This window comes from Variimorphobacter sp. HTMS_6, assembly GCF_059717775.1.
The window spans coordinates 387511-401812 of the sequence record NZ_AP046094.1; the positions used below are offsets into that span (position 1 = coordinate 387511).

General features: G+C 36.9%; 11 protein-coding genes. All 11 read left to right on the plus strand.

The window, feature by feature from the left end:
• The first annotated feature begins 378 nt into the window (after nt 1-378).
• The 11 genes from AC6IWN_RS01740 to AC6IWN_RS01790 all read left to right on the plus strand — a co-directional run bounded on the left by AC6IWN_RS01740 (nt 379) and on the right by AC6IWN_RS01790 (nt 14284).
• On the plus strand, nt 379-3315 hold the full coding sequence (locus AC6IWN_RS01740; protein WP_497990460.1) for an insulinase family protein: 2937 nt from the start codon (nt 379-381) through the stop codon (nt 3313-3315).
• Nucleotides 3316-3517: 202 nt separating this feature from the next.
• On the plus strand, nt 3518-4435 hold the full coding sequence (era, locus tag AC6IWN_RS01745; protein ID WP_497992157.1) for a GTPase Era: 918 nt from the start codon (nt 3518-3520) through the stop codon (nt 4433-4435).
• A 116-nt stretch (nt 4436-4551) separates the two neighbouring features.
• Nucleotides 4552-4767 (plus strand): hypothetical protein, encoded by a 216-nt coding sequence (locus tag AC6IWN_RS01750; protein ID WP_497990462.1) that lies wholly within the window; start codon nt 4552-4554, stop codon nt 4765-4767.
• The gene (gene recO / locus AC6IWN_RS01755; RefSeq protein ID WP_497990463.1) at nt 4712-5479 is read left to right on the plus strand and encodes a DNA repair protein RecO; all 768 of its coding nucleotides are present in this window, start codon (nt 4712-4714) and stop codon (nt 5477-5479) included. The genes AC6IWN_RS01750 and recO overlap by 56 nt, the downstream gene beginning before the upstream one ends.
• A gap of 163 nt (nt 5480-5642) precedes the next feature.
• Nucleotides 5643-6254: a hypothetical protein gene (locus tag AC6IWN_RS01760; RefSeq protein WP_497990465.1), complete on the plus strand. Its 612-nt coding sequence runs from the start codon at nt 5643-5645 to the stop codon at nt 6252-6254.
• 92 nt (nt 6255-6346) lie between these two features.
• Nucleotides 6347-7735 carry a glycine--tRNA ligase gene (locus AC6IWN_RS01765; protein ID WP_497990466.1) on the plus strand — a complete coding sequence of 463 codons (1389 nt, stop codon included), beginning with the start codon at nt 6347-6349 and terminating at the stop codon, nt 7733-7735.
• Nucleotides 7736-8218: 483 nt separating this feature from the next.
• Nucleotides 8219-10837, plus strand: coding sequence for a pyruvate, phosphate dikinase (gene ppdK / locus AC6IWN_RS01770; protein WP_497990468.1), 2619 nt, complete (start codon nt 8219-8221; stop codon nt 10835-10837).
• Between the two features lie 420 nt (nt 10838-11257).
• Complete coding sequence (locus AC6IWN_RS01775; RefSeq protein WP_497990470.1) at nt 11258-11599, plus strand: hypothetical protein; 342 nt, start codon at nt 11258-11260, stop codon at nt 11597-11599.
• Complete coding sequence (locus tag AC6IWN_RS01780; protein WP_497990472.1) at nt 11592-12374, plus strand: ParA family protein; 783 nt, start codon at nt 11592-11594, stop codon at nt 12372-12374. The genes AC6IWN_RS01775 and AC6IWN_RS01780 overlap by 8 nt, the downstream gene beginning before the upstream one ends.
• Nucleotides 12367-13257, plus strand: a complete 891-nt coding sequence (locus tag AC6IWN_RS01785) for a ParB/RepB/Spo0J family partition protein (RefSeq protein WP_497990474.1) — start codon at nt 12367-12369, stop codon at nt 13255-13257. The genes AC6IWN_RS01780 and AC6IWN_RS01785 overlap by 8 nt, the downstream gene beginning before the upstream one ends.
• Nucleotides 13250-14284, plus strand: coding sequence for a replication initiator protein A (locus AC6IWN_RS01790; RefSeq protein ID WP_497990476.1), 1035 nt, complete (start codon nt 13250-13252; stop codon nt 14282-14284). Before AC6IWN_RS01785 ends, AC6IWN_RS01790 begins: the two co-directional genes overlap by 8 nt.
• Nucleotides 14285-14302 lie beyond the last annotated feature (18 nt).

The window sequence follows — 14302 nt, forward strand, 5'->3', positions numbered from 1 at the left end:
CGAAATCCTCGGCACAAACTAACACTAAGGGTAGATACAGAAGATTACAATTAGCTTCACACACAGGTTGGAAGATATCCAAACAGTGCATTATGGTAATATAAGATTATTTCTAGTGAATTATTTGTTTTAGCAAAATCATCGGCACAAACTAACACAAAGTGTAGGCATTGCATGCTAATGGTGAATTATTGAAAAACATAATTCAAACTTGTATTAATATGATGTAATGGTAATTATTTCACAGGTATCAAATGACAAGAAGATATTTTTATGTTATTATGAATAAGCATATACTACAAATTACCATACTTAAGAATAGAAGTTACGCAGTAAAAAACTGCTTGAATGATAGGAAAGATAATGGAGGTTGACTTTATGAAATGTGGAATTCCTTCCGCTTATGAATACGTATTTGAAGAGAAATTGGAAGATGTGAACGGAGTCGGTACTGTACTGAAACACAAGAAAACCGGAGCCAGAATTGCAATTGTAGCGAATGATGATAATAATAAAGTTTTTTCAATCGGCTTTCGTACCCCGCCGACCAATAGTACGGGCGTGGCACATATTATTGAACACTCTGTATTATGTGGTTCGAAGAATTTTCCTGCAAAGGATCCATTCGTAGAGCTTGCGAAGGGCTCGTTGAATACCTTTTTGAATGCAATGACCTATCCGGACAAAACTGTATATCCGGTTGCGAGCATGAATGATCAGGACTTTAAGAACCTTATGCATGTTTATATGGATGCGGTATTGTATCCGAATATTTATCAGAGAAAGGAAATCTTCCAGCAAGAGGGATGGCATTATGAACTGGAGGATGAGCAGTCGGAATTAAAATATAACGGTGTTGTTTACAATGAGATGAAGGGAGCATTCTCTTCACCGGAATCTCAACTGTATCGATTGATTCAAAATTCCTTATTCCCGGACACCGCCTATGGGGTGGAATCCGGTGGTGACCCGGATCATATTCCAGAGCTTTCTTATCAGGAATTTATTGATTTTCATAAAACCTACTATCATCCGTCCAACAGCTATATCTATCTGTACGGAGATATGGATTTTGAGGAAAGACTGGATTGGCTGGATAAGGAATATTTAAATCAATATGACCATCATCCGGTTGATTCTGAAGTGAAGCTTCAAAAAGGCTTTGATGCGATCAGAGAAATGGAAACGTATTATTCGCTAAGCGAGAATGAATCTCTGAATGATAATACGTATCTCAGTTTAAATGCAGTGGTTGGCAGCTCTTTGGATAAGGAACTGAGTCTGACCTTCCAGATTCTTGATTATGTGTTATTGCAGGCTCCAGGAGCACCGATTAAACAGGCCTTACTGGATGCTGGAATCGGTAAAGATATTTTGGGTGGGTATGAAGATGAAATTCTTCAAACAACATTTACAATTATAGCGAAGAATTCAGATGAAGACAAAAAGAATCAGATGCTCGGATTAGTGAAGGATACATTATCAAAGCTGGTAGAAGAAGGCATTGATGAAAAATCCCTTCGTGCTGCAATTAATTTTTATGAATTTAAATACCGAGAAGCAGATTACGGACAATTCCCGAAGGGCTTGCTCTATGGCCTTCGTGCGATGAGCGGATGGCTTCATGATGATAAAAAACCGTTCCTTCACCTGAAGGATTCCACAGGATATGCATTTTTAAAGGATAAGATTGGAACAGGGTATTATGAGAAGTGTATCAAAGATTTCCTTCTTAATAACTCTCACAGCTCCATGGTGATCTTAAAGCCGAAGATGGGTCTTGGTAGTGAGAAGGAGGAGCAGTTGAAGGAAAAGCTTGCTTCCTACAAGGCTATTCTATCACCGGAGGAAATTCACACAATCATAAATGATACAAAGAACTTAAGAGAGTATCAGGAGATTCCGTCTACCAAGGAGGAACTGGAGATGATTCCACTTCTTACTCGAGAAGATATTGAGAAGAAGGTACGTCCTATCTTTAATGAGGAGTTAAATGTTGATGGAATCAAAGTCATACGCCACAATGTATATACGAATAAAATTGCTTATCTGAGACTACTATTCAATGTGAAGGAGGTTCCGAAGGAGCTGCTTCCATATGCATCACTCCTATCCTTTGTCCTTGGATATGTTGATACAAATAATCATAAATATTTGGATCTTTCCAATGAAGTAAATATCTATACCGGTGGAATATCAACGAATGTTCTTAGTTTTTCCGTGAAGGGTAGCTCGGAGAATTTTTATCCGGTATTCGAGTTTACGACCAAGGTACTATATGATAAATTAACAGAAGCCTTCCGTTTGATTGAAGAGATGGTATATCAGACTAAGCTAGAGGATACCAAACGTTTGAAGGAAATCGTAGATGAAGTGAAATCAAAACTTCAGATGCATTTTAACTCAGCTGGTCATTCCGTTGCAGTGGATCGTGCAATGTCCTATTATTCGGTGCACGGATTATTCAAGGAGACCACAACAGGAATTACATTTTATAAATTCATGGAAGAACTGGCAGATAATTTTGCTTCCAAAGCAGAAGATACGATTACAAAATTAAAAGAATTGATGCAGATGATATTTACGAAGAGTAATTTGATGATTAGTATCACTGCAGATGATGAAGGATACCAACGTTTTGCGGATAAGCTACCGGAATTCACCGGCAAGCTGACATTAAAAGCAGATAGTAAATTATATGAGAGTTATGATACCTCATCATTACAACCAGTTTGCTTAAATGAAGGCTTCAAGACTGCAATGCAGGTACAGTATGTTGCAAGAGCAGGTAATTTCTTAAAGGCAGGATTAAAATACACCGGTGCACTAAAAGTACTGAAGACGATCTTAAGTTACGACTACCTCTGGAATAATGTACGTGTTAAGGGTGGTGCTTATGGCTGTATGTGCGGCTTCTCCGGCGTGGATGGAGATGCTTATTTTACATCCTATCGTGATCCGAATCTGAGAGATACCAATAATATCTATGAGAAAGCTCCGGAGTATGTGAAGAATTTTACAGCTGATGAGAGAGATATTACGAAGTATATTATCGGAACCTTTAGTACACTGGATACACCGTTAACACCGCAGGCGCAGGGAAAGCGTTCTCTGAGTATGTATATAGCGGGATTAACAATGGAGGACTTACAAAAGGAACGAGATGAGGTTCTTAATGTAACGATTGAGGATATACGGGCATTGCATACCGTTATTCAGGCCTTCCTTGATGCTGACAACATCTGTGTAATCGGTAATGAAAGCAGAATTACGGAGAATAAGGATATGTTCAAGGAGATAAAGAGTTTAATATAAAAGCTTGAGTGATTGGATACAAATGATAAGAATATAAAATATAGATTTATACAATATAAATTTATGCAATAGATAAATTTACAAATGATAAATATATATAAGAAACAGGATTATTGGATTATGATATATTCTCCATAGGATAGTCAAAGATATGCTTGAGAAGATATCGATAGAAGGAAAGCTTGAGAGGATAAGAAAAAGAATGAAAGACACGAAATATAAATCAGGGTTTGCGACATTAATCGGAAGACCGAACGTAGGAAAATCAACTCTGATGAATCAGTTAATCGGACAGAAGATAGCGATAACCTCCGATAAACCACAAACAACAAGAAATCGTATTCAAACCGTATATACGGATGAACGAGGACAGATTATATTCCTGGATACACCGGGAATCCATAAGGCAAAGAATAAGTTGGGTGAATACATGGTGAATATCGCGGAGCGAACCATGAGTGGTGTGGATCTTGTTCTGTGGCTGGTGGAGCCATCCACCTTTATCGGTGCAGGTGAGCAGCATATCGCCGAGCAATTGAACAACATGAAAACTCCCGTTATTCTTGTAATTAATAAAATCGATACCGTTAAAAAGGAAGAAATCCTAGCCTTTATTGCTGCCTATAAAGATAAAGTGAACTTTGCAGAGATTATTCCGGTATCTGCTCTCAAGGGAGAAAATACAAAGACATTATTAGATGTAATCTATAAATATTTGCCGGAAGGTCCAATGTATTATGATGAAGATACAGTAACGGATCAGCCGGAGCGACAGATTGTGGCGGAGTTGGTAAGAGAGAAGGCACTTAGACTGCTGGATGATGAGATTCCTCACGGAATTGCAGTCAGTATTGAACGAATGAAGGAAAGACCTACCAATGGCTTTGGTCAGGGTATGATAGATATCGATGCTACCATTGTGTGCGAACGAGATTCTCATAAGGGTATTATAATCGGCAAGAGCGGCAGCAAGCTGAAACTAATCGGTACGCAGGCACGCAAAGAAATCGAAAATCTGCTGGATTGTAAGGTAAATCTTCAACTTTGGGTCAAGGTGAAGAAAGATTGGAGAGACAGTGATTTCCTTATGAAGAATTTTGGATATAATAGGGATGAGTAACAAAAATTTTAAATGGTAGCTTCTGACTAGTTTAACAAGTCACAAAATGGGAAACCTAATACTATAACAAATGATGTTATAACAAAAACATAAGTCATAAGTTAGGGGGCTCATTTATGAAGAATTATGATTACTGGAGTAGCTTTGCTAGAACAGGAAAGATTAATGATTACTTAAATTATATTGCTTGTACTCAGGAAGAATTTGGTGAAGAAATAGTACAACGAAGAGATGTTTCCAAGAAGAGCGTTGGAAAAAATAAAGAAGGTGGAATGATTGCCGGTATCAACAATAGTAACAGGGATGGTTCTATCGGCCATGCCGGTTGGTGATTATGACAAACGGCTTGTAATATTAACAAAAGAATTCGGAAAAATATCCGCATTTGCCAAAGGCGCCCGTAGACCTAATAGCGCCTTTTTGGCATGCAGTCAACCTTTTTCCTTTGGCAAATTCACTTTATACGGAGGTAGAACTTCCTATAATGTTATGTCAGCGGAGATATCCAATTATTTTGGTGAGTTAAGAGAGGATTTTGATCGTCTCTGCTATGGATTCTATTTTTGCGAATTCGTAGATTATCTGACGAAGGAAAATAATGATGAGACCAACATCTTAAAACTTTTATACCAGACGCTGAGAGCCTTAACAAAGGAGACACTTAATGTACCTCTGATCCGTGCAATATTTGAACTGAAAATCATGGCACTAAATGGTGAAGCACCCTATGTATTTGGGTGTGTGAAATGTGAGAAAAGCCATACCGATGCGATGAGCAGTAATAGCATGCAACATTATTACTTTAGTGTTGGAGGCGGTGGAATATTATGTGATGCCTGCAAGGTCTTTGACAAGAATGTAATTCGAATCCAAACATCAACACTTTACACAATGCAATACATAATATCTTCAGAGATTGAGAAACTATATACATTTAAAGTATCCGAGGAAGTTTTAGGTGAACTTGTACGTTGTATGAAGAGTTATTTGAAGTGTTATGTAGAGCGTGAATTCAAATCCTTGGATATGATTTCTGATATATAAATTTATAAATTATGGTTGAAATTCTTGCATATAAAGGTTAAAATGGTAGAAGTCCGAATTGTAATTTAGGGGGCAGTTTGACCCGTTTTATATGATTCGGTATGAAATATCTAATAAATGCTGTTGTCTCGTAAGATGAAGCATCGGCAGAACGGAGGATTTTATGAAAAGAATTACTTATACTATGATAATTTTTTTGCTAATCCTTGGAGCAACCGGGTGTGCAAAAAAAGCAAAATATATTAATGCGAATGATGTTACAGAGAGTACATTGTTAGCAAGAGCAAACGGTAGCTTGCAGGTTGCATCAGTGGAGAATTTTGATAAGAATTATTATGATTTAAATGAATTAAATGATTTTATCGGCAAGGAAGTGGATTCCTATAATGACAAAGCAAAGGCTGAGAATATTAAGGTTGATAAGATTAATGAAAAGGAAATTGACGGCAAGAAGTGTGTAGTGATGTTGCTGTCCTATGCAGGAATGAAGGATTATTCCAATTTCAACAGCGTGTTGGCTGCATATTTTCATGGAGGATCGAAGGATGTATCCGTTGAGCTTCCGGATAAGTTAGTAAGTGCGAGCAAGAACGAAACAAAATCGACTTCCGAAATAATTAATAATACAGATTACAGGGTATTAGTAGTAAATGAGCCCATTCATATTGTTGTTAGCGGTAAGGTGAAATTTTATTCTGAGAATGCGAAGAAAATAGATGGAAATGAAGTAAAAAGTGCTTCGGAAGGCATGACAGTAGTTGTGTTCAAGCCTTAACAAGGCTATCTGATTCAGTGTTTGATTACAAATTAAACAATTAATGAATCATTAACATTAAAATAATACAGATAAATGTGAGGTTGATTTACATGGAAAAGACAATGGAGAAAATTGTAGCATTAGCAAAGGCAAGAGGCTTTGTATATCCGGGATCTGAGATCTACGGTGGGCTTGCAAATACATGGGATTACGGTAATCTTGGTGTAGAACTAAAGAACAATGTGAAAAAAGCATGGTGGGCTAAATTCATTCAGGAAAACCCTTATAACGTAGGTGTTGACTGTGCGATACTGATGAATCCACAGACTTGGGTTGCATCCGGACATTTGGGCGGTTTCTCCGATCCTCTGATGGATTGTAAAGAATGTCATGAGCGTTTTCGTGCGGACAAGATTATCGAAGATTATAATATGGAAAAAGGCATCACAGTGGAAGGCAGCGTTGACGCCTGGTCCCATGATGACATGAAAAAATACATTGACGAACATAATATTGCATGTCCAACTTGCGGGAAACATAACTTTACCGATATTCGTCAGTTTAATCTAATGTTCAAAACCTTCCAGGGTGTAACAGAGGATGCAAAGAACGTGGTTTATTTAAGACCGGAGACAGCACAGGGTATCTTCGTTAACTTCAAGAATGTTCAAAGAACCTCTCGTAAGAAGATTCCATTTGGTATTGGCCAGATTGGTAAGTCCTTCCGTAATGAGATTACACCAGGTAACTTCACATTCCGTACCAGAGAATTCGAACAGATGGAATTAGAATTCTTCTGCGAACCGGATACAGACCTTGAATGGTTTGCATACTGGAGACAATTCTGCATTGATTGGTTAAAGAACCTTGGTTTGAAGGATGAAGAGATGAGAATTCGTGACCATGAAGCAGAGGAACTTTCCTTCTATAGTAAAGCAACCACTGATATAGAGTTCTTATTCCCGTTCGGTTGGGGTGAGCTTTGGGGTATTGCAGATCGTACCAATTATGACTTGACTCAACATCAGGATGTATCCAAGGAAGATATGAGCTACTTCGATGATGAGAAAAAGGAAAGATATATTCCTTATGTTATCGAACCTTCTCTTGGTGCTGATCGTGTTACATTAGCTTTCTTATGCGCAGCTTATGATGAAGAGGAAATTGCAGAAGGTGATGTTCGTACCGTACTTCATTTCCATCCGGCAATCGCACCGGTTAAGATTGGCGTTCTTCCATTATCAAAGAAGTTAACAGATCCTGCAGAGAAGATATTCTCTGAGTTATGCAAGACTTATAACTGTGAATTTGATGATAGAGGTAATATCGGTAAGAGATACCGTAGACAGGATGAAATTGGTACACCATTCTGTATCACTTATGATTTTGATTCCGAAACTGACGGTGCAGTAACCGTTCGTGATAGAGATACAATGCAACAGGAAAGAGTTAAGGTTGAAGATCTTAAGACATATTTTGAGAATAAGTTTAAATTTTAGAAAAAAAGACTTTCCTAACCATATCAAATTATGGTACAATAAGCGCAGCGTGTAATCTGTGACCTCGGGCATAGGTTCATTCGCTTTGGGATAAACCTAATAATTGGGTGATTCCATGTTATAGTTTTACAAAATCGAGTTGTAATATGTTATATGCTATTATCCTATGGGTGATAAAAGTATTACGCAAACACAATGAAGTATTTGCGTTGTGTTTTCATAGTACTTTTGCCACCTATTTGATGGTTAGGGTATCTAAGGTACTTTAAAAGAGAATTGTGTCAGAATGTGCAGTGAATTTTTGAAAAGAATATTGCTTTGCAACCAAACTTGTGATAACAGTATTTGGAATCGGAATAACAACTTCGTTACTTATAACACATTAATGCAGACATAATATTTTCAAAGTATTTTAGACATCCTAATCAGTGATAATACTATAACAAATTATAATATATAATTATTTTAGGAGGGCACTTACAAATGGCAAAATGGGTATATTTGTTTAAAGAAGGTAAGGCTGATATGAAAAACCTTCTTGGTGGTAAAGGCGCTAACTTAGCAGAAATGACTAACTTAGGTCTTCCAATTCCTCAAGGTTTTATTGTAACAACAGAAGCTTGTACAGACTACTACAATAGCGGCAAGAAGATCACAGACGAGATTAAAGCACAGATTTTTGATGCTTTAAAATTACTTGAGGAACAACAGGGCAAGAAATTCGGTGATACTGAGAATCCTTTACTTGTATCAGTACGTTCCGGTGCTAGAGCTTCCATGCCTGGTATGATGGATACAATTCTTAACTTAGGTTTAACAGATGTTGCTGTTGAAGGCTTCGTAAAGAAAACTGGCAATGCTAGATTTGCATATGACTCTTACAGAAGATTTATCCAGATGTTTTCTGACGTTGTTATGGAAATTCCAAAGTCCAAATTCGAAAGAGTTTTAGACGAAATCAAAGAAGCGAAGGGTGTTCACTATGACACAGAGCTTTCTGCTGATGACTTAAAAGAAGTTATCGCTGGTTTCAAAGCATTATATAAGACAGAAAAAGGTACTGATTTCCCTCAGAATCCTGCAGATCAGTTAATCGAAGCGATCACAGCAGTTTTCCGTTCATGGGACAATCCTCGTGCTATCTACTACAGAAGAATGAACGATATCCCTGGCGATTGGGGTACTGCAGTTAACATTCAAGCAATGGTATTCGGTAACATGGGTGATACATCCGGTACTGGTGTTGCATTTACACGTAACCCTTCCACTGGTGAAGCTAAGATCTATGGTGAATACTTAATCAATGCTCAGGGTGAAGACGTTGTTGCTGGTATCAGAACTCCACTTCCTATCTCCAGATTAGAAGAGGATATGCCTGAAGCATATGCTGAATTCATGAGAATTGCTACTCTTCTTGAGAATCACTACAGAGATATGCAGGACATGGAATTCACAATCGAAGATAAGACTCTTTACTTCTTACAGACACGTAACGGTAAGAGAACAGCTCCTGCTGCTCTTCAGATCGCTTGTGATTTAGTTGATGAAGGAAAGATTACTAAGGAAGATGCTATCAAGAGAATTGAAGCAAAATCCTTAGATCAGTTATTACATCCTCAGTTTGATGCAGCAGCATTAAAAGCAGCTAAGCCTGTTGGTAGCGCTCTTCCTGCATCTCCTGGTGCAGCAGCTGGTAAAGTTTACTTCACCGCTGAAGAAGCAAAATCTCATCATGATGCTGGCGAAAGAGTTATCCTTGTTCGTCTTGAGACATCTCCAGAAGATATCGAAGGTATGCATGCAGCTGAAGGTATCTTAACAGTACGTGGTGGTATGACATCTCATGCAGCAGTTGTTGCTCGTGGTATGGGTACTGCTTGTGTATCTGGATGTGGCGAGATCGTTATCAACGAAGAAGAAAAATTCTTCACAATCGCTGGTAATACAGTGAAAGAAGGAGATTACATCTCCTTAGATGGTTCCACAGGTAACATCTACATCGGCGACATCGCTACTGTAGAAGCTTCCATCAGTGGTAACTTTGATAGAATCATGAAATGGGCTGATGAAATCAGAACATTAAAAGTAAGAACAAATGCTGATACACCTGCAGATGCAGCTAACGCTGTTAAGTTTGGTGCTGAAGGTATCGGCCTTTGCCGTACAGAGCATATGTTCTTCGAAGGTGAGAGAATCCACAAGATTAGAAAGATGATCCTTTCTAAGACTGTTGAAGCTAGAGAAGAAGCTCTTAATGAGTTAATTCCTTTCCAGAAGGGTGACTTCAAGGGACTTTACGAAGTAATGGAAGGAAGACCGGTTACTATCCGTTTCCTCGATCCTCCGCTTCATGAATTCGTTCCTACAGAAGCAGATGATATCGCAGCATTAGCAGCAGATATGGGTCTTACCGTTGCAGAAGTAAATGCAGTATGTGATTCCTTACATGAGTTCAACCCTATGATGGGTCACAGAGGTTGCCGTCTTGCCGTAACATACCCTGAGATTGCTAAAATGCAGACCAGAGCAGTTATGGAAGCAGCTATCGAAGTAAAGAAAGAAAAAGGCTTCAATATCGTACCTGAGATCATGATTCCATTAGTAGGCGAGAAGAGAGAGTTAAAATTCGTTAAAGATGTTGTTGTTGAAACAGCAGAATTAGTGAAGAAAGAATTAAACTCTGACATCGAATACCATGTTGGTACAATGATCGAGATCCCTCGTGCAGCATTACTTGCTGATGAGATCGCTGAAGAAGCTGAATTCTTCTCCTTCGGTACAAACGACTTAACACAGATGACATTCGGTTTCTCCCGTGATGACGCTGGTAAGTTCTTAGATGCATACTACAAGGGCAAGATTTATGAGTCCGATCCATTCGCAAGACTTGATCAGGACGGCGTTGGCCAGTTAGTTAAAATGGCTTCCGAAAAAGGTCGTGCTACAAGACCTAACATCAAGCTTGGTATCTGTGGTGAGCACGGTGGAGATCCTTCCACAGTTGAATTCTGCCACAAGATTGGTTTGAACTATGTATCTTGTTCACCTTTCCGTGTGCCGATCGCTAGATTAGCAGCAGCACAGGCTGTACTCAACAACTAGAGGAGTTGAGGCTATAAAGGCTGAAAAGCCCCTAAAACTGGGCACTTTCGTGATTCGAAAGGACTACCTGTCAGAGTACAGGAAGTACCATCCGGAGACCAGAAAAGTGAATGGTTGGAAAGATATAGTCTTAATTATTACTTTTTAGTAATAGAATGTTCAATTGGGAAGCGAAGCAATTCGCTTCCCAATTTTTTGGCGGTTGGATGCCATTGGCAGACAAACCGGATAACTTCAATAATTACAATTTCAGAAAGATCAACTAGTAAAACTTTTAGTCAGATTTTTATAAGCTAAAGAATTACTGGTTGGTCTTTTTTTGTTGACGAATTTTCAGATGTATTCTGCCCTTTAACTAAATAGTGGTCAAACTTGCTACTTTTAAAATGCAATGTACAAAATTAATAGGAGGAATAAAAGATGAGAGTGTGTAGTATTTGTGGTATGAAAATTGAAAGTGAAGATATTTTTCTTGAACTTGATGTAGACAAATATGACAAAAGCGATATCGAATGTTATGAAAAGGCATTATGTAAAGAGTGTAAAAAAGAAGTATACGTTTTTGAGACAACAGAGATTGATACATTCGAAATTGATCTTTGTATTGAATATTTTATGTTTTTAGATTTGGAGATACAACGTGACTATATTATGGACAGCATAGGGAGCGCTGAAGAAAAATTGCTTAAGATAAATGAATGCATAGAAAATGGTTTTTATGTATTTGGAGAATTCATAAAGGAGGAGTTAAAGTATGAGTAAAGTAATTGCAGTAGCAAACCAAAAAGGAGGGGTTGGCAAAACCACAACTTGCGTGAACTTAGGCATTGGGTTAGCTGATAAAGGATATAAAGTTTTGATAATTGATGCGGATCCACAAGGTAGTTTAACAGCATGTTTAGGATTTGACAGGCCAGATGATATAAAAGTTACAATTTCTACTGTAATGGGCAATATAATCAATGATAAAGAGATTATGCCTTTGGACGGTATTTTACATTATAAAAACAATGTTGATCTTCTACCAGCCAATATAGAGCTGGCTGGAGTAGAAATATCAATTGTAAATGTAATGAGACGTGAAATGATCTTAAAAGAATATATTAATATTGTTAATAGGCAATACGATTACATCATTATTGACTGTATGCCTGCCTTGGGTATGATCTCGATTAATGCATTAGCTTGTGCTGATAGTGTTCTAATACCTGTTCAAGCTGCCTACTTGCCCATAAAAGGACTTCAACAGTTAATACATACAATAGGAAAGGTTAAGAAACAAATCAACCCCAAATTAAATATAGAAGGGATCTTAATTACAATGATGGATCAAAGAACTAATTTTGCAAAAGACATTGTTACGCTTTTAAAAGAGGGTTATGGGGAAAAAATTAAAATATTTAATCAAAATATACCGTTGTCTGTGAGAGTGGCTGAGTGCAGTGCTGAAGGTAAGAGTATATATGACCATGATCCAAAGGGAAAAGCCTCGAATTCTTATATAAGTCTTGTAGAGGAGGTATTAAAAAATGAGTAAGCATAGTGCAGGTAAAATCAAAATTGCTGGCTATAATGATCTTTTTGGTGAAAGCATGGAGCAAGATGAAAAAATTATTGATGTTCCATTGGCAGAACTATATTCATTTACAAATCATCCATTTCAAATCATAAACGACTATGAGATGTCACAAATGATTGAAAGTATTAAAGAATGTGGAGTTCTTGTGCCGGGAATCGTTAGGAAAAGAAATGAAGGCGGTTATGAAATAGTATCTGGACATAGGAGAAAGTATGCATGTAAATCAGCTGGTAAAGAAACTATGCCAGTTATTATAAAAGAATTAACGGATGATGAAGCAATAATAACAATGGTTGATGCAAATATTCAGAGAGAGCATCTTTTATTTAGTGAGAAAGCCTATGCATATAAACTTAAATTTGATGCCATTAAGCATCAAGGAAGTAAGGGTAAATTTACTGCAGATATAATTGGTGAAGGTAATAATGAAAGCGGAAGGCAGGTACAACGGTATATCCGTCTTACAAATCTTCTTCCTGATTTATTACTTATGGTTGATAAAAAGTTAATCGGTTTTATTCCTGCTGTAAATATATCATACTTGGATGAGATGCAACAAACATGGATTTTAAATGCAATTTATGAGACTAAAATATATCCATCCAACAAACAATCAATTAAAATCAAAAAATCTAGTGAAGAGGGAAAGCTTAATCAAGATCTGATTATTTCTATTTTGAAAGAGAATAAAGTGAAAGATATCAAACTTACTATTTCAAATGACACCTTCACGAAATATTTTGATGATAATTATACTATAAAGGAAATAGAAGATATTATCGTTCAGCTTCTAGAAAAATGGAGTCATGAAAACCTTTTGGGAGGGCTAAATAATGAATGAAAAAGTTATATTAAATTACTTTTATGGATCTGAAGCAGAACAATTTAGTTTTTTTAAGGTACCTAAGCTACTGCTTACAGATGAATATTTTAGTGAGCTTTCAAGTGATGCCAAAATTCTGTATAGTATTTTATTGGACAGAATGTCACTATCAATTAAAAATCAATGGGTAGATAAAACTAACCGAGTTTATATCATTTATACAATTGCAGAAGTAATGGAAACTATGAATTGTGGAGAGCGAAAAGCTATTAAATTGATGGGACAACTTGATACAAAAAAAGGCATTGGTTTAATAGAGAAAAAGCAACAGGGACTAGGCAAGCCTAATCTAATTTATGTAAAAAGTTTTAGAATTGATAAAGATTATTCTTTCTATGCAAATACTGAAGAAATTAATCAATCTGAAGGAAGCGTTATGAATGAGATTGAAGAAAATAAAGATATACAGCTCAATGGCTGCATATCCGTGCAGGACAAGAACTGCACGAAGAAGCAGATTAAGAACAGCATTAATGAGCAAGTTAAGAACTGTGCAATAGGGGGGACTAATAATACTGAAGGTAATCTTACTGATCTTAGCGATACTGATCATATCAAACAATCAATAAATGGTAATGAAGCGAATGAGATTAACGGCATTGAGCTATATGAAAAAAACTTAAAGCAGATCAAGAAAAATATATTGTATGAAGATTTTTTGCTAAAATTGAAAGGTGGAGATATAGCGCAGTTAAATGAAATAGTTGATATAATGGCAGAGTTTGTTACTTTCAAGAGGGACGTAATAAAGATTGAAGGGGTGGAATATCCATACGACTTTGCTAGGAGGAAAATTCTAAGAAATGATCATATTAGTATTGAATATTTATTAGATTCGTTTAATGATAATACATCACACAAGCCTAATGTGAAAGGATATATAATAAGTATGTTATTCAATGCTCCTTCATCGGTACATAATAGCTGTCAGTCAGCAGTAAATCATGATTTGGCAAATTACGAATGGAAACAAAGTAGATTGTAAATATAGTAGAAATAATGT